Origin of the sequence: Streptomyces sp. NPDC087901, assembly GCF_044742205.1 — a bacterium.
Taxonomy (GTDB): Bacteria; Actinomycetota; Actinomycetes; order Streptomycetales; family Streptomycetaceae; genus Streptomyces.
Genome location: NZ_JBIUUC010000006.1, coordinates 269,473 through 286,692, shown reverse-complemented (window position 1 = coordinate 286,692; position 17,220 = coordinate 269,473). Strand labels below are relative to the sequence as shown.

The 17,220-nt window shown below is 71.0% G+C and carries 12 protein-coding genes; 3 read left to right on the top strand and 9 right to left on the bottom strand.

The genetic code is table 11. The features are described 5' to 3' along the window. Positions 1–47 precede the first annotated feature (47 nt). The 6 genes from ftsH to ACIOEW_RS21450 all read right to left on the bottom strand — a co-directional run bounded on the left by ftsH (position 48) and on the right by ACIOEW_RS21450 (position 9,847). On the bottom strand, positions 48–1,964 hold the full coding sequence (gene ftsH / locus ACIOEW_RS21475) for an ATP-dependent zinc metalloprotease FtsH (protein WP_362550248.1): 1,917 nt from the start codon (positions 1,962–1,964) through the stop codon (positions 48–50). A 174-nt stretch (positions 1,965–2,138) separates the two neighbouring features. Continuing rightward, positions 2,139–3,692 (bottom strand): signal recognition particle protein, encoded by a 1,554-nt coding sequence (gene ffh, locus ACIOEW_RS21470; RefSeq protein ID WP_362550245.1) that lies wholly within the window; start codon positions 3,690–3,692, stop codon positions 2,139–2,141. Positions 3,693–3,824: 132 nt separating this feature from the next. Further along, complete coding sequence (locus ACIOEW_RS21465) at positions 3,825–6,278, bottom strand: [protein-PII] uridylyltransferase (RefSeq protein ID WP_362550242.1); 2,454 nt, start codon at positions 6,276–6,278, stop codon at positions 3,825–3,827. A 31-nt stretch (positions 6,279–6,309) separates the two neighbouring features. Further along, a complete protein-coding gene (locus ACIOEW_RS21460; protein ID WP_136330688.1) occupies positions 6,310–6,648 on the bottom strand; it encodes a P-II family nitrogen regulator in 339 nt (112 codons plus the stop codon). After that, positions 6,645–7,988 (bottom strand): ammonium transporter, encoded by a 1,344-nt coding sequence (locus ACIOEW_RS21455; RefSeq protein ID WP_362550239.1) that lies wholly within the window; start codon positions 7,986–7,988, stop codon positions 6,645–6,647. Before ACIOEW_RS21455 ends, ACIOEW_RS21460 begins: the two co-directional genes overlap by 4 nt. 383 nt (positions 7,989–8,371) lie before the next feature. Continuing rightward, entirely contained in the window at positions 8,372–9,847 is a 1,476-nt protein-coding gene (locus tag ACIOEW_RS21450; RefSeq protein WP_362550236.1) for a hypothetical protein, read from the bottom strand. A 422-nt stretch (positions 9,848–10,269) separates the two neighbouring features. Between ACIOEW_RS21450 and ACIOEW_RS21445 the strand changes: the two genes are divergently transcribed. After that, on the top strand, positions 10,270–10,929 hold the full coding sequence (locus ACIOEW_RS21445) for a bifunctional DNA primase/polymerase (protein WP_362550233.1): 660 nt from the start codon (positions 10,270–10,272) through the stop codon (positions 10,927–10,929). Positions 10,930–11,014: 85 nt separating this feature from the next. Here the strand turns inward: ACIOEW_RS21445 and ftsY are convergent, their stop codons facing one another. From ftsY to ACIOEW_RS21430, 3 genes are all read right to left on the bottom strand, one after another. Further along, positions 11,015–12,223 (bottom strand): signal recognition particle-docking protein FtsY, encoded by a 1,209-nt coding sequence (ftsY, locus tag ACIOEW_RS21440; protein ID WP_362550230.1) that lies wholly within the window; start codon positions 12,221–12,223, stop codon positions 11,015–11,017. A gap of 165 nt (positions 12,224–12,388) precedes the next feature. Further along, a complete protein-coding gene (locus ACIOEW_RS21435; protein ID WP_401965146.1) occupies positions 12,389–13,858 on the bottom strand; it encodes an MFS transporter in 1,470 nt (489 codons plus the stop codon). Beyond that, the gene (locus ACIOEW_RS21430; RefSeq protein WP_401965145.1) at positions 13,855–14,511 is read right to left on the bottom strand and encodes a TetR/AcrR family transcriptional regulator; all 657 of its coding nucleotides are present in this window, start codon (positions 14,509–14,511) and stop codon (positions 13,855–13,857) included. Before ACIOEW_RS21430 ends, ACIOEW_RS21435 begins: the two co-directional genes overlap by 4 nt. Before the next feature lie 282 nt (positions 14,512–14,793). Between ACIOEW_RS21430 and ACIOEW_RS21425 the strand changes: the two genes are divergently transcribed. Continuing rightward, positions 14,794–16,185 carry a cytosine permease gene (locus ACIOEW_RS21425; RefSeq protein WP_401965144.1) on the top strand — a complete coding sequence of 464 codons (1,392 nt, stop codon included), beginning with the start codon at positions 14,794–14,796 and terminating at the stop codon, positions 16,183–16,185. Between the two features lie 63 nt (positions 16,186–16,248). Beyond that, entirely contained in the window at positions 16,249–17,214 is a 966-nt protein-coding gene (locus tag ACIOEW_RS21420; RefSeq protein WP_362550218.1) for an LLM class flavin-dependent oxidoreductase, read from the top strand. Positions 17,215–17,220: the final 6 nt, after the last annotated feature.

Here is a 17,220-nt window from a genome sequence, read left to right as displayed (position 1 = left end):
TGCCGGGCCGGCCCCGGGAGCCACTCCATACCCGCCCCTCGAAGCGGTTACTTCACCAGCCGGGTGATCCCGGCCGCCCGGTAGGCGTCCGCTTCGTCCAGGGTCTCGTTCGCCAGCAGCGCCGTGGCCAGGGAGTCCAGCCGGTCCCGGTTCTCGCGCAGCAGCCGGCAGGCCTCCTCGTAGCACTCGTCGACGATGCGCCGCATCTCACCGTCCACCGCGTCCAGCGTCGCCGGTGCCGCCGAGAGTCCGTACGCCTGCTGGGCATCACCCGGGATCGCCGTCAGCCGGCCCACCTTGTGGCTCATGCCCCAGCGGCCCACCATGCCCCTGGCCAGACTGGTCACCTGCTCCAGATCGCTCTCCGCACCGGTGGTGATGACGCCGAACACCACCTGCTCGGCCGCCATGCCTCCGAGAGCGCCGATGATCCGGCCGCGCAGGTACTCCTCGGTGTACGCGTACTTGTCGGCGTCCGGCGTCGAGAGGGTGACGCCCAGCGCCCGGCCGCGCGGCACGATGGTGACCTTGCGGACCGGGTCCGAGCCCGGCTGGAGCATCCCCAGCAGCGCGTGGCCGCTTTCGTGGAACGCCGTCCGACGGCGGTCCTCGTCCGACATGACGAGCGAGCGCTCCGCCCCGAGCTGGACCTTCTCCAGCGCGTCCGAGAAGTCGGCACCGCTCACCTCCGGCTGCCCCCGCTTCACGGCGAGGAGCGCGGCCTCGTTGGCGAGGTTGGCGAGATCGGCGCCGGTCATTCCCGGGGTCGTGCGGGCCACCTGGGCCAGGTCCACGTCCCCGGCCATCGGGATCTTCCGGGTGTGGATCTCCAGAATCGCCTCCCGGCCGTTCTTGTCCGGCGGGCTGACCTGGACGATCCGGTCGAAGCGGCCGGGCCGGGTGAGCGCGGGGTCGAGTACGTCGGCGCGATTGGTCGCCGCGAGCACCACCACGCCCTCGGAGCCCGAGAAGCCGTCCATCTCCGTGAGGATCTGGTTGAGCGTCTGCTCGCGCTCGTCGTGTCCGCCCATGCCCGAGCCGCCGCCGCGGGCCCGTCCGATGGTGTCGATCTCGTCGATGAACACGATGGCGGGGGCGACCTTGCGCGCCTCGGCGAACAGCTCTCGGACCCGGCCCGCGCCGACGCCCACGATCATCTCGATGAACTCGGAGGCCGAGGCCGAGAAGAACGGCACCCCCGCCTCTCCCGCAACCGCCCTCGCCAGCAGTGTCTTGCCGGTGCCGGGAAGGCCCGCGAGCAGCACTCCCCCGGGCATCCTGGCGCCCATCCTGCGGTAGGCGTCCGGGTTCTTCAGGAAGTCGACGACATCGTTGAGCTCCCCCTCGACCTCGTCGATGCCCGCCACGTCCTTGAACGTCGTACGCCGGTCCCCCTCCAGCTCGACCGGTTTGGGCGGGGCCTTGCGGCCGAAGCCGCCCATTCCGCCGCCCATCCCACCGCGCGACATCCGCCGGGCGATGAACACCCACAGCAGGACGAGCAGCAGCATCGGTGCCAGCGAGATCAGCAGGTTGGCGAGGAAGCTGCGCTCCTGGACGACCGGTTCGGCGGTGACCGTGACGTTGTCCTTGACCAGCTCCCCCCAGAGGTTGTCATCGGCGAAGGCAGGCCGCTGGGTGACGAACTTGGTGTACTTCTCGTCGCCGCCCGGGACCTTCGCCTCCTTCTTCAGCTGCCCCTGGATGGCATCGCCCTTGGAGTAGATCTTGGAGACGTTGCCGGAGGTGACCTGCTTGCTGAACTCCGTGTAGGCGATCGTCGGCTCGTTCTTGCCGTTGAAGAACGACAGCACCAGATTGGCGATCAGATACACGGCCAGCGCGGCCATCAGGAGTCCGCCCCAGCCTCCCGGCATCTTCCGGCCCGGTGGCTGGGGCTTCGGCGCACCCTCGGAGCGCCAGGGCTGGTCGGTGCGGTCGCGGGGAGGTACGGGATTGGTCACTCGGTCTCCTCTGCCGACAGCCATTGAGCCGACATTAAGGGAGATGTACGGGCGAAGCCCTCGGAGCGGCGGTCCGCTGGGCCCATGGAGGGACCTCACCACCTCGCGTACACGCCCGAGGGGGCGCCCGCCGTGAAGCGGGCGCCCCCTCGGGGACGTGACTCGGCAGGCTGCTCAGCCCATGAACTTCTTGAACTCGTCCGGCAGCTCGAAGTTCTTGTCTTCCTGACCGGCCGGCAGACCGAGCGCGCCGCCCTGGGCCGCCTGTTCACGGCGGGCAGCCTCGGCCTGCTCCTCGGCCTTGCGCTTCATCGGGTTACCGCTCTTGCGCTTGCCCTTGGCCTGCTTGACCTGCTTCTTCTGCCGGCCGGGGCCGCCACCCATGCCCGGCATCCCGGGCATCCCCGGCATGCCGCCGCCCTGCGCCATCTTCGACATCATCTTGCGGGCCTCGAAGAACCGCTCGACCAGGTTCTTCACGGCGCTGACCTCGACACCGGAACCCTTGGCGATACGGGCACGCCGCGAGCCGTTGATGATCGTCGGCTCGGCGCGCTCCTTCGGGGTCATCGACTTGATGATCGCGGCGGTGCGGTCGACATCGCGCTCGTCGATGTTGTTGATCTGGTCCTTGATCTGCCCCATGCCAGGCAGCATCCCGAGCAGCTTGGAGATGGAGCCCATCTTCCGGACCTGCTCCATCTGAGCAAGGAAGTCGTCGAGCGTGAAGTCCTTGCCGCCCTTGCTCGACGCCAGCTTGGAGGCCATTTGAGCGGCCTCTTCCTGGCTGAAGGTCTTCTCCGCCTGCTCGATCAGGGTGAGCAGGTCACCCATGTCGAGGATGCGGGACGCCATGCGGTCGGGGTGGAAGGCGTCGAAGTCCTCGAGCTTCTCACCGTTCGACGCGAACATGATCTGCTTGCCCGTGACGTGGGCGATCGACAGGGCCGCACCACCGCGGGCGTCGCCGTCGAGCTTGGAGAGCACCACGCCGTCGAAGCCGACGCCGTCACGGAAGGCCTCCGCGGTGTTGACCGCGTCCTGGCCGATCATCGCGTCGACGACGAAGAGGATCTCGTCAGGGTTGACGGCGTCGCGGATGTCCGCGGCCTGCTGCATCAGCTCCTGGTCGATACCGAGGCGCCCGGCGGTGTCGACGACGACGATGTCGAACTGCTTGGACCGGGCGAACTCGATCGAGTCCTTGGCGACCTTGACCGGGTCACCGACGCCGTTGCCCGGCTCCGGCGCGTACACCGCGACACCGGCGCGTTCGGCGACGACGCTCAGCTGGTTCACGGCGTTGGGACGCTGGAGGTCACAGGCGACGAGCAGCGGGGAGTGGCCCTGGCCCTTGAGCCAGACACCGAGCTTTCCGGCGAGGGTCGTCTTACCGGCGCCCTGGAGACCCGCGAGCATGATCACGGTCGGCGCGGTCTTCGCGAACCGCAGCCGCCGGGTCTCGCCACCGAGGATGGAGACGAGCTCCTCGTTGACGATCTTGATCATCTGCTGCGCCGGATTCAGCGCCTGGGAGACCTCGACGCCACGCGCCCGCTCCTTGACCTTGGCGATGAAGGACCGGACGACGGGCAGCGCGACATCGGCTTCCAGCAGGGCGATACGGATCTCGCGAGCCGTGGCGTCGATGTCCGCCTCGGACAAGCGGCCCTTGCCCCTGAGGTTCTTGAAAGTCGCGGCAAGGCGGTCGGAGAGAGTATCGAACACGGCGCTCGTCGGTCCTCAGGGTCGGGGGCGGGGGCAGGTAGTCGTCCCCCAGGGTATCCGGACGCCGGGGAACGCAAAGCCCTCGCCCGGTTTACGTGCGGGACCCGGGCTCTGTGCTCCCCGGCGTCCGGCTCAGCCGAGCGCCTTCTCGATCTCCCGGGCCAGCTCAGCGGCCCGCTCCGCGGACAGCGGCTCGCCCTCCGCGTCCGTGACGTAGACCGTGTCCACCGCGTTCGCCCCCAGCGTCGACACGTGCGCGCTGCGCACCCGTACCGCGCTCTGCTCCAGCGCCCGGCCGATCCGGTGCAGCAGGCCAGGGGCGTCCTGGGCGCGTACCTCGATCACCGTGGCCAGCTGCGAACCGGCGGCCGCGACCGTCACCCTCGGCGGCGGGGCCTTCACCCCGCGGCGCCGCGGGTAGGCGGCCTCCCGCTCGGCCAGGCGGGCCCGGATGTCCAGAGAGCCGTCCAGGGCGCGTACGAGGTCGGCGCGCAGCCGGGCGGCCTGGGGCAGGGAGCCGTACTCGGCAGCGACGCGCCAGCTGAGCAGCAGCAGGTCCGCGGTCTCGCCGAGTTCGGTGGGGAGCTCCACGGCCCGCAGGTCCGCGGCGCGGACGGTGAGGCGGTGCAGGGCGAGGACCCCGGCGGCGGCGGGGAGGACGCCGGGCCGGTCGGGAAGGGCGATGAGGAGTTCGACGCCGACGGGTTCGGGGCCGCCGTCCTCCTGCGGGGTCTCGGCCTGGGCGTGCAGGGCGAGGACCGGTTCACCGGTGCGCAGGGCCTCGATGGCCAGGCGCTCCTGCTCGGCGCTGGGCGCCGCGGGCTCGGGTTCCTCGGGCGCCTCGCCGGCCAGGACCGCCGCGACGCGTTTGACGAGGTCGGCGACGAGGGAGGCGCGCCAGGTGGACCAGGCGGCGGGCCCGGTGGCGAGAGCGTCGGCCTCGGTGAGTGCGTGCAGGAGCTCCAGGGTGGCGGCGCTCCCCACGGCGGTGGCGACGGAGCGGACGGTGGCCGGGTCGTCGAGGTCGCGTCGGGTGGCGGTCTCGATGAGCAGCAGATGGTGACGTACGAGGGTCGCGATGACGCCCACGTCGTGCTGGTCGAAGCCGATCCGGGCGGCCATGTCGCGGGCGATGACCTCACCGGCGACGGAGTGGTCGCCGGGCCAGCCCTTTCCGATGTCGTGGAGCAGCGCGGCGACGAGCAGGAGGTCGGGGCGGCCGACGCGGCGGGTGAGGGAGGAGGCGCGGACGGCCGCCTCGACGAGGTGGCGGTCGACGGTCCAGGTGTGGACGGGGTTGCGCTGGGGCCGGCAGTGGACCCGTTCCCAGTCGGGCAGGAGCCGGGTGATGAGCCCCTCGGCTTCCAGGGCCTCCCAGACGGGGACGGTCGCCTCGCCCGCGCCGAGGAGCGTGACGAGTTCCTCCCGGGCCTCGGCCGGCCAGGGCACCGGCAGCGGCTTGGCCGCGGTGGCGAGGTGGCGTACGACATGGCGGGAGAGCGGCAGCTCGGACTGGGCCGCGGCCGCGGCGGCGCGCAGGACGAGGACCGGGTCGCGTTCGGGCCGGGCCGTGCGGGCGAGGACGACCTCGCCGTCGGCCTCGACGACACCGTCGGCGAGCGGGGTGCGGTCGGTGGCCGGGGCCCTGCCGCCGCCGAGCATGGCGCGCAGCCGGGGGCGGACCGAACGGGCCCGCAGCACCCGGTTGACCTCGCGCCAGGTGACGTCGGTGGCGTACGAGACGGTGCGTGCGGCCTCGTACACCTGGCGCAGCAGCGCGTCGGCGTCGAGAAGGCCGAGGGACGCGGCGACCTGGTCCTGTTCCTGGAGGGCCAGGCGGTCGGTGGCGCGGCCGGTCGTGAGGTGGAGGGCGTCGCGTGCGTCGAGGAGGACACGGCGGGCCTCGGCGAGGCCTTCGCGGGGGGCGTCGGCGACCCAGGAGGCGGCTACGGCGCGCAGGGCGGTGGCGTCGCGCAGTCCGCCGCGGGCCTCCTTGAGGTCGGGCTCCAGGAGGAACTGGAGCTCGCCCTGGCGTTCGGCCCGTTCGCGGCAGAGCTCGTCGAGGGCGGGCAGACGCCTGGGGGCCTGGTTGCGCCAGTCGGCGAGGATCGCGGTGCGCAGGGAGGCGACGAGTCCGAGGTCCCCGGCGACGGGCCGGGCGTCGAGCAGGCCGAGCTGGACCTTGAGGTCCTCGCCTGCCGTCTTGCGGGCCTCGGCGGGGGTGCGTACGGAGTGGTCGAGGGCGAGGCCCAGGTCCCAGACGGGGTACCAGACGCGGTCGGCGAGGGCCGCGACCGCTCCGGCGTCGGCGCTGCCGTCGTGCAGGAGGAGGAGGTCGAGGTCGCTGCGCGGGGAGAGCTCGCCGCGGCCGTAGCCACCGACGGCGACGAGGGCGGCGCCCCGGACACCGGCGTGTTCGGCAGCGGCGGTGAAGAGGGCGGTCAGCCACTCGTCGGTGAGCGAGGCAAGGGCCGCACGGCGCGGCGGCCCGGACTGCGCCTTCTCCTGGAGAAGGCGCAGCCGGGCCGCCGCGTAGCCGCTGGGTCCCGAGTCCTCGGATTCGGTGGTCACTTCGGTGCTCGTCACCCAGCTGCCTTTCCGTATGCGGAACAGTCGGTCAGAGTGCGTCCGGGCCGCGTTCCCCGGTGCGTACCCGGATCGCGGTCTCGACCGGGACGCTCCAGACCTTGCCGTCACCGATCTTGCCGGTCCGGGCGGCCTTCACGACGACGTCGATGAGCTGTTCGGAGTCCTCGTCCTCGACGAGGACCTCGATGCGGATCTTCGGGACGAGGTCGACGGTGTACTCGGCGCCCCGGTAGACCTCGGTGTGGCCGCGCTGACGCCCGTAGCCGCTGGCTTCCGTGACCGTGAGGCCCTGGACGCCGAAGGCCTGGAGGGCCTCCTTGATCTCGTCAAGCCGGTGGGGCTTCACGACTGCGGTGATGAGCTTCATGCGTCCACCTTCTTGTTCGTCGGGGCTGCCGTGGTGCCGGGCGTGGTGCGCGGGGCCGCACCGCCGCCGGCGCCGCTGAAGTCGTACGCCGTCTCGGCGTGCTCGACCTGGTCGATACCGGAGACCTCGTCGTCCTCCTCGACCCGCATCCCGATCGTCTTGTCGAGCAGGAAGGCGAGGAGCGCGGAGACGATCAGAGAGTACGCGAGGACCGCGAAGACACCGACGGCCTGCTTGCCGAGCTGGTCGAGACCGCCGCCGTAGAAGAGGCCCTTGGCGTCGGACTGGACTCCGCCGGTGGCGAAGAAGCCGATGAGCAGGGACCCGACGACACCGCCGACGAGGTGGACGCCGACGACGTCCAGGGAGTCGTCGTAGCCGAGCTTGTACTTGAGACCGACCGCCATGGCGCACAGCACACCGGCGATGGCGCCGACGGCGATGGCACCGAGCGGGCTGACCGCACCGCCCGCCGGGGTGATGGCGACGAGTCCGGCGACGGCGCCGGAGGCGGCACCGAGCGTGGTGAAGGAGCCGTGGCGGAGCTTCTCGTAGCCGAGCCAGGCGAGCATCGCGGCGGCGGTGGCGACCTGCGTGTTGACGAACATGACCGCGCCGACACCGTCGTCGTTGCCGAGCCACGAGCCGGCGTTGAAGCCGAACCAGCCGAACCAGAGGAGACCGGCGCCGAGCATGACGAGCGGCAGGCTGTGCGGCCGCATCGGGTCCTTCTTGAAGCCGACGCGCTTGCCGATGACGAGGATCACGCCGAGGGCCGCGGCACCCGCGTTGATGTGGACGGCCGTTCCACCGGCGAAGTCGATGACGCCCAGCTCGAAGAGCCAGCCGCCCGCGCCCCAGACCCAGTGCGCGACCGGGAAGTAGACGACGGTGACCCAGAGGGTGATGAAGAGCGCCCACGAGGTGAACTTGACCCGGTCGGCGAGGGCACCGCTTATGAGGGCCGGGGTGAGCACGGCGAACATCAGCTGGAACACGGCGAAGACGTACACCGGGATGGTGTAGCCGTCCCAGAGTTCCGTGACGCCGATCCCGCTGAGGCCGACGAAGTCCTGGCTCCATCCGATGATCGAGCCGGCGTCGGTGCCGAAGGCCAGGCTGAATCCGTAGAGCACCCACAGGATCGTGACGATCCCGAGGCTGATGAAGCTCATCATCAGCATGTTGAGGGTGCTCTTGACGCGGACCATGCCTCCGTAGAAGAAGGCGAGGGCCGGGGTCATGAGCATCACCAGGGCCGAACAGATGAGCATGAACCCGGTGTTGGCGGCAGAGAGCGTCGGGGCGTCTGCTGCAAGCGTCGTGATGCCTGGGGGCATCGGCGTCTCCTCGTCGTCGGTGCGGCCGCGTGCGGGGGCGGTGGGGACGTAACCACGTGCGGGACCACTGGGGAAAAGGTGCGGGCCGGTTATGCGCCATGAGATTCGCCCAGCGCCGTTTCCGCCGATGCCACACGATGTTTCGCCTCAGTGACGAAGGGGACCGACGTGTTACGTCCCCATGAACCACCCGTGCCGTACCCGCGCTCGGGCCTACTCTGCGGCCGGAGCCGCATACGGTGCGGTTACGACGCTCCGGCAGGGGAACGACCACACGAACCGGCCACGGCGACCACCCACTGACCAGGCAATCGGGGGAGCCGAAGTCGGTCGGTGCGGGGTGGCCGCCGTGGCCGGGGCAGGTGGGACCTTCAGAACACGCCTCAGACCGCTTCGGCGGTCTCGGGCAACTGTGCACTGAGAAGGTCGGTGAGCCGGGCGACCTCGGGAATGTCCCCGAAGTCCCTGGCCGCGGTGTCGACGGTCTTGCGCAGCCGGGTGTTGACGCGCTCCGAGCGGACCTTCTTGGCGACGCGCAGCGCCTGCTCGGCCAGCACGGTGGACTCCTCGGGCTCGCGCTTGAGGAGATGGACGGTGGCGAGGCCGACCAGGTTGAGTGCGTACGACCGCTGGTGCTCGTCGTCCTCGCCGAAGAGCTCGACCGCCCTGCGCATGACGGGTTCGGCGAGCGAGGCGTACGTGGGGCTGCGCCCGGCCACATAGGCCAGGTCACGGTAGGAGTGGGAGTTCTCGCCGTTGAGCTCGGCCTCGGAGAAGAAGCGGATCCAGTCGGGCTCGGGCTCGCCGTCGATCCCCGCGTCGAGGAAGGTGTCCTCGGCCATCCGGACGGCCCGCTTGCACTTGCTGGGCTGGCCCATGTTGGCGTAGGCGCGGGCCTCCATCGCATACAGCATGGCCTGGGTCCGCGCGGTGGCGCAGTCGCGGCTGCCGTACTGCGCGAGGTGGATGAGCTCGAGGGCGTCGTCGGGGCGGCCGAGGTGGATCATCTGGCGGCTCATGCTGGACAGGACGTACGAGCCCAGCGGCTTGTCGCCGGCCTCCTTGGACGCGTGCAGGGCGAGCACGAAGTACTTCTGGGCGGTGGGCTGGAGGCCGACGTCGTAACTCATCCAGCCCGCCAGTTCGGCCAGTTCGGCAGCGCAGCGGAAGAGGCGCTTCGCGGTGGCGGCCGGCTGCGGCTCCTGGAGCAGGTCGGTGACCTCGTGGAGCTGGCCGACGACGGCCTTGCGGCGCAGTCCGCCGCCGCACTGGGCATCCCACTGGCGGAACATCGCGGTGGTGGATTCCAGCAGGTCGAGCTCGGGTCCGGAGAGCCGGGAGGGGCGACGGGCGGCGGCGGCCGACTCCGGCTCGACGGATCCGCCGGACGCGACGGGCACCAGCCAGCGCTGCATGGGTTCGATGAGGGCGGGTCCGGCGGCGAGCGCGAGCGAGCTGCCGAGGAACCCGCGGCGGGCGAGCATCAGGTCGCTGCGGGAGAACTCGCTGAGCAGGGCGACGGTCTGGGGGCCGGCCCAGGGCAGATCGACGCCGGCCACGGAGGGCGCCTGGTGGGCGGCGCGCAGCCCCAGGTCCTCGACGGCGACGACGGAACCGAAGCGCTCGGAGAACAGCTCGGACAGGATGCGCGGGATCGGTTCGCGCGGCTGCTCACCGTCGAGCCAGCGCCGCACCCGGGAGGTGTCGGTGCTGATGTGGTGGGCGCCCATCTGCCGCGCTCTGCGGTTCACCTGCCGGGCAAGCTCGCCCTTCGACCAGCCGCTGCGCACGAACCATGATCCCAATTGCCCGTTGGGGCGCTTGCCGGCATTCGAATCGCCTGCGCCGCTGCCACTCACTGGAACGCCCCCATCCGCCGAATACTGTCGCGCGAACCTCTATCAGAATGCCGCGAACCGATGCTGCCCGTATGCAGGTTGCCCACCATCGAACAGAAAATCGAGTTGCCCCCGGCATACCCATGAGCGCACATACTTCCATGCTTCGTGTACCGACGGTAATCCTACGATCACCCGCCCGGCGAGGGTGTTCGCAGAAACGCCACCATTCGCCACCCCTTCGAATGAACGCCACCGTCGCCGGGCGCGATTCACTTGACAGACAGCGATCAGCGGCAGGCGCAGAGCGCACTCAAGGGCGCACGCGGGGTCCCGCACCCCCGGGGCGCACCCCGCGCTCACGCCGATCGCCAGGGACGACGGAGTGTCACGACGGCACTCCCGCTCGTAACCACCGGTGCGTCGGACCCGTTGGAGGGGGCATGGGCTTCACGATCGGCGGCATCCGTGAGATGCGGTCCGGCGCACGGCGCCGCGGCCGTGCGACCGAGAGCACCGCGGTGGCCGAGTACACGGGACTTTGGGGCTGGGCGGTCGTGCCCGGCGCGCGGGCCGCGGACGGCAACTGCTCCTGCGGGGCGGCGGGTTGCCCCTCCCCCGGCGCGCATCCGCTGGACTTCGCGCAGGAGGTGCCCGCCGGGGCGACGCTCGACACGGCGGCGCGCGCGTGGGCCGAGGTGCCCGGTGCCGCGATGCTGCTGCCGGTGGGCCGCAGCTTCGATGTGCTCGATGTCGCGGAGCAGGCGGGGCGCCGGGCGCTCGTGCGGATGGAGCGGATGGGGCTGCCGCTGGGCCCGGTGGCGGTGACCCCGGCCGGGCGGGCGCAGTTCTTCGTCGCGCCCGGAGCGGCAGCCGGACTACCCCGGCTGCTGTACCGGATGGGCTGGGACGACACGGGCCTGGACCTGCGGGCGTTCGGCACCGGCTCCCACATCACCGCGCCGCCGTCGGACCAAGGGGGTCTGGGCCCGGCCCGCTGGCTGCGCCCGCCGTCCCTGGACACCGCGGCGGCGCCCCCTGAGGCCCGGCTACTGCTGGGCACGCTGGCGTACATCTGTCACCGGCTGGCTCCCCGCGCCTGAGCGCCCGTTCGGCTCCCCCGTACAGCGAGGAGCCCGGCCACACGGTGCGTGTGGCCGGGCTCCTCGCTGTACGGGACAGGCGAGTTCAGTCCCCGATCAGGGCGTCCACGAACGCCTCCGGCTCGAACGGAGCCAGATCGTCCGGCCCCTCACCGAGCCCGACCAGCTTCACCGGTACACCCAGCTCGCGCTGGACGGCGATGACGATGCCGCCCTTGGCGGTGCCGTCGAGCTTGGTGAGGACGATGCCGGTGATGTCGACGACCTCGGCGAACACCCGCGCCTGCACCAGGCCGTTCTGCCCGGTGGTGGCGTCGAGGACGAGCAGGATCTCGTCGAGCGGTCCGTGCTTCTCGACGACCCGCTTGACCTTGCCGAGCTCGTCCATCAGACCGGTCTTGGTGTGCAGCCGGCCCGCCGTGTCGATGAGGACGACGTCGGCGCCCTCGGCGATGCCTTCCTTCACGGCGTCGAAGGCGATCGACGCCGGGTCGCCGCCCTCGGGTCCGCGCACGGTGCGGGCGCCGACGCGCTCGCCCCAGGTCTGGAGCTGATCGGCGGCGGCGGCACGGAAGGTGTCGGCCGCACCGAGTACGACGCTGCGGCCGTCGGCCACCAGCACCCGGGCCAGCTTGCCGGTGGTGGTGGTCTTGCCGGTGCCGTTGACACCGACGACCATCACGACGCCCGGGGTTTCGGCGCCGCCCTCCGTCTTGACCGCACGGTCGAAGTCGGTGCCGAGGAGGGCGAGGAGCTCCTCGCGCAGCAGCTTGCGCAGCTCCTCGGGGGTACGGGTACCGAGGACACGGACGCGCTCCCGGAGCCGTTCGACCAGTTCCTGGGTGGGAGCGACGCCGACGTCGGCGGTGAGGAGGGTGTCCTCGATCTCCTCCCAGGTGTCCTCGTCGAGGTTGTCCCGGGACAGGAGCGTGAGCAGCCCCTTGCCGAGGGAGTTCTGAGAGCGGGCGAGACGGGCCCGCAGCCGTACGAGACGGCCGGCGGTGGGCTCGGGAACGTCCAGCACGGGGGCTGCGGGAGCCTCCGGCTCGGCGGATTCCGGGGCTTCCCCGGCGGCCTCCTCGGGCGGAAGGCCGACCTCCTCGATGGTGCGGCGCGATGCGTCGCGCGGCGTTTCGGCCTCCTCGCCGACATGGGGCTCGGCGGGAGGAGTGATGGTCGGCGTGCTCGACGGTGCCGGGGGCAGCTGCTTCTTCTTGCGGCTGCTGACCACGAGCCCGCTGATCACGCCGACCGCGACCAGGGCGATGACTACAGCAAGGATGACGAATTCCATAACCCACCCAGTATCAGTCACGAAAGGTGGGGAATCGCAGAAGGTGCGACCCGTGACGATGCGCGTACGAGCAATCACGGCGGCTGCCGTCGGGCCCTCGCAAGAACTCCGCCTACACCTTTACGCCACCGAGGAGCCTCTACCGGAGACCGAGCGGGCCCGGTGTCAGCCGGCGCTTCCCTCCGGTTGGTCAACGGTGTGGATGTCGTGATCGTCCGGGGCGGCCGTGTCGCGCCGGACACGGTGGACCGGCTGTGTCGGCAGCAGCGATGCCGGCAGCAGGGCGAGGGCTGCGAGTCCGGCGAGGACCATCAGGGTGGGGGCCGTCGCCGAGGACGACATTGCCGGGGTGATACCGGCGGTCCGGGCCTCGGCAGCCGAAGGTCTCAGCAGCATCATGCCGGCGCCGACGGCGATTCCGAGGGCCGGGCCGACGTTCATGGCGGTCTGCTTGAGTCCACCGATGACCCCGGCGTATCCGGGCGGCGCCTCGCCCACGACGGTTGCGGTGGCAGTGACCATGACGGTGGCGAATCCCGCTCCCAGGACGGCAAAGGCCACGCCGGTGACAGCCCACGAGCCTGCCGAGCCGAGCTGGGACAGACCCCCTGTGCCGAGGACGACGAGGACCGTACCGAAGATCGCGGTGCGGCGTGGACCGTACCGGCTCAGCGCGGCGCCGGCGACGGGCGCGCCGAGGACCATGAGTGCGGTCAGCGGGAGCGCCCTCAGACCACTGGCAAGAGGGCCGAGCCCGAGTACGTCCTGGAAGAAGAAGGTGGCCACGAACAGCGCGCCGAACATGCCTGCGGTGGTGACCAGCAGGACCGCCGCCGATGCCATCACCGGCACGGACCTCGCCACCGTCGGCGCCACGATCGGGTGCGCGGTGCGGCGTTCGTGCCCGACAAACACCACCGCGACGCCCGCCACGGCCACGAGGCCGAGCCATGTGGGCGAGGTGGTCCATCCGTGCGCCGGTATGCCGGACAAGGTGTGCACCAGGACCGCGAGCACAGTGGCGAGCAACGCCGCGCCGGCGAGGTTGAGCCGCTGAGTCCCCGTACGTGAGGGCACCGGCACTCTCACACCGAGAGTGAGGGCGGCGATCGCGAGCGCGACGGGGACGTTGATCCAGAACACGGCACGCCAGCCCAGGTGCGCGACGAGAACACCTCCGAGTACCGGACCGGCCGCCGCAGCCACCCCGATCGCGCTGGTACGGATGGCGACCGGCGTACCGAGCCGATCCGCCGGGTACGCCAGCCTCAGCAGCGCGAGTGTCGCCGGCTGGAGGAGCGCGCCGAACACGCCTTGTACGGCACGCAGAGCCATGACCCAGCCGACCCCGGGAGCAAGCGCGATACCGGCCGAGGCCGCAGCGAAGCCGAGCACACCGACGAACAACATCCGCGAGTGTCCGTACCGGTCGCCCAAGCGCCCGGCGACGACGAGAAGCGCGGCCACCGCGAGCAGGTAGGCGGTACTGGTCCACTGGACCTGCGCCACGCTCGCGTCGAAGTCGCGTTGCAGGCTGGGCTGCGCCACCATCAGCACCGTGCCGTCCAACGCGACGATCATCGCACCGGCCACACTGACCAGGAGTGCGAGGCGCCGCCGTATTGCTGCGGTCATAAGTTCACCGGACCGAGATGAGCGTCCAGCACCGCCGCGACGAGCCGGTCGAGGTGGCCGCTGCCGGAGGCTTCGCCCGGCGGCGGGGCATCAAGGGCGAGCTGGAGGCTCCCCCAGGCCCACAGTTCGGCGAGGCCGTGAAGGTTCGACCAGAGAGCGGCGGCTGTCACGGCCGGCAGCGGCTCGGGCCCGCTCGGCGCACCGGGCCGGCGCGCGGCAGCCTGTTCCTGCCGCAGGCGGACGATGAGCTCGACGACGAGCCTGAACAGTGGCAGGGTCGATTCCCGGAGCTGTGACCGGCCCGATGGGTGTTCCCCGCTGTCGAGCAGGTCGTGCCGGAACATCAGCTCGAACATGCCGCGGTGCTCCAGCGCGTACCCGACGTGTGTTCTCCCGATCTCCTGCAACTGACCGCGCGGCGACGTCGTGCCGTTGGTCGCGGCCGCGAACCGGACTTCGAGATCCGCGAAGCCGCGGCGGGCGATGGCAGAGAGCAGGGCGTGATGAGTGGGAAAGTACCGACGCGGAGCCCCGTGTGACACCCCCGCCCGGCGGGCGATCTCACGCAGCCCCAGCGAGGCGGTTCCGTCGGTCATCACGAGGTCCACTCCGACGTCGATCAACCGTTCCCTGAGAGAGCTCTCGCGTTCCATAGACAGTGTCTACCATGATCCTTTAGACACTGTCTACGGTCCGGGAAATCATGTGGCCCCGCCGCTCCGGGTGTCACCAAGCGATCGACGTCGCCAGTCGGCGGCGCGGCGCGGGGATGCGCGGTTACGCATGGGGTCGAGTGCGCGCAACGGCCCCGAGCCGCGAGAACGGCACACCCGGCCACGCGCGCCCCACCTTGGGCGCCGGGCGGTTGACGCCCCGCGTCGCCGACGCCTCCTGGGTGTTTCGCCCCGAATGCCGGTAAAGGTACGATCCTGGCCGTGGAGACCCGTGGGCTGGACCCCGTGCCCGACAGCGAGCGCACCGGGCGGGCACGGGGCCTCTTCCCCACCTGGGCGGCAGCCAATATGACCGTACTGCTGCTCACCATCGGCGCCGGGCTCGTCGTCTTCGACGGGCTGAGCTTCTGGCAGGTACTGGTCATCGCGGTCGCGGCTCCTGCCGTCTCGTTCGGCATGGTCGGCCTGATCTCGGTCGCGGGGCGCAGTGGCGGCGCCCCGGGCATGGCGCTCTCTCGGGCCGTTTTCGGCCAGCGGGGCAACCTGGCTCCCGGTGCGCTGATCTGGGTGGCCCGCTGGGGGTGGGAGACGGCGAACGCGGTCACCGGCACGTACGCCCTGCTGGCCGTGCTCGACCTGCTCTTCGGCGTCCGAAGCACCACGACGCTGGTCATGGTGACGCTGCTCGCCTTCGTGGCAGGCAGCTTTCTGCTGTCGGGGCTGGGCGCACGGGCGCTGCGGGTGTGCTGCGTCTGGTCCGCGTACCTCTTCGGCGGGTTCAGCGTCCTGGTTCTGGTGCACCTGGCCGGGGCGACGGCCTGGCGGACGGTGCTGGACCGGCCGGCCGGACCGGCATCGGCGATGATCGCCGGGATCGGCACCCTGGCCGCCGGCGGCATCAGCTGGGCGCCCTCGGGCCCCGACTTCACCCGCTATCTGCCGCGCAGCGCGTCCGGGTGCGCGATGGTCGCGGCGACCGTGGGCGGCGCGGGAATCGTGTTTCTGCCGATGGTCCTGATGGGCGCGGTGATGGCGGTGGGCACGCCGGAACTGGCCCTCACCCGTGATCCCGTCTCGTTCATCGGAGTGCTGCTGCCCGACTGGATCTCGGTTCCGTATCTGGCCGTCGCCGTTCTCGGCATGGTGCTGATCAACGCGATGTCGATGTATTCGGCCGGATTCACCGCACAGACCCTGGGATTCACGGTTCCGCGTGCGTGGGCCGTCGGCGTGAATGCCGCGATCAGTCTGTTTCTGGGGTCGCTGCTGATGCTCGTGGCGAGCAGTTTCCTCGATTCGTTCGTCTCCTTTCTGAATCTGCTCGCGGTGACGTTCTCGGCATGGATCGGCGTCTTCGGCGTGGATCTGCTGCGCGGGCGCGCATACGACCCGGTGGCGCTCATGAACACCACCCCGACCAGCGCCTACTGGTACACGGGCGGCTTCGCATGGACCGCGGTGGCGGCCTGGGCGGCGGGCCTGTCGGTGGGGCTGCTGTTCACCGGCGTGGAGTGGTTCACCGGCCCGCTCGCGGCGACCTGGGCGGGACGCAACGGGCTGGGCTGGGCGGTCACGATCGCCGTCTCGGGCGGTCTGTACGCGATGCTGCCGCGGCCCGGGGTGCGGCAGCGGGCCGCGCCCCTACACTTCTGACGCTCTGTCAGCTAAGGTCCGGCCTCGCCCGGTTCGCCAGACAGGACCCAGGGGGACAGCGTCATGGCCTTCACAGTCGTCCGGTTCAACCTCGTCGACCCCGATGCCACCCCGGGGTCCCTCTCGGCCCGCTACCGCGCGGCGCTGGACATGGCAACGTACGCCGACGAGAACGGCGTCGACACGGTACAGACCGAGGAACACCACGGGGCCGCCAACTCCTGGCTGCCGTCCCCCTTCGTCCTCGCCGGTGCCGTCTTCGGGGCCACCCGCCGGATCGCGGTCACCGTCTCCGCGGTCATCGGGCCGCTGCACGACCCGTTGCGGCTGGCCGAGGACATCGCGGTGCTCGATCTGCTGAGTGCGGGCCGGCTGGTCACGGTCGCGGGGATCGGCTACCGGCCCGAGGAGTACGAGCGGGCCGGCGTCGAGTGGGGCAGGCGCGGCCGCCTCCAGGACGAGGTGCTGGAGACGCTGTTGAAGGCGTGGACCGGGGAGCCGTTCGAGTTCCGCGGCCGTACGGTCACGGTCACCCCGCGCCCGTACACCCGCCCGCATCCGCTGCTGCTGGTGGGCGGCAGCTCGCGGGCGGCGGCGCGGCGGGCGGCCCGGCTGGGGCTGCCGCTGTTCCCGAGCGCGCACCTGCCGGAGCTGGAGGCGTACTACCACGAGCGGCGCGCGGAGCACGGCACGGAGGGCTTCTGCATGATGCCCTCGGCCGAGACACCGCTGCTGCACGTGTCCGAGGACCCGGACCGGACCTGGGACGAGTACGGGGAGCACTTCCTGCACGAGGCGCGTACGTACGCCTCCTGGCAGTCCAAGGACATCCGCTCGGCCGTCCGCTCGGCGGCGACGACAGTGTCCGAACTCCGGGACGAGGGCGTCTACCGGGTCGTCACGCCGGAGGCGTGTGCGGGACTGGCCGGTGAGCTGGACAGCCTGGTGCTGCATCCGCTGTGCGGCGGGATGCCGGTCGAGGAGGGGTGGCGCAGCCTGCGGTTGTTCTGCGGGGCGATCGGAGGGTGAGGAGGA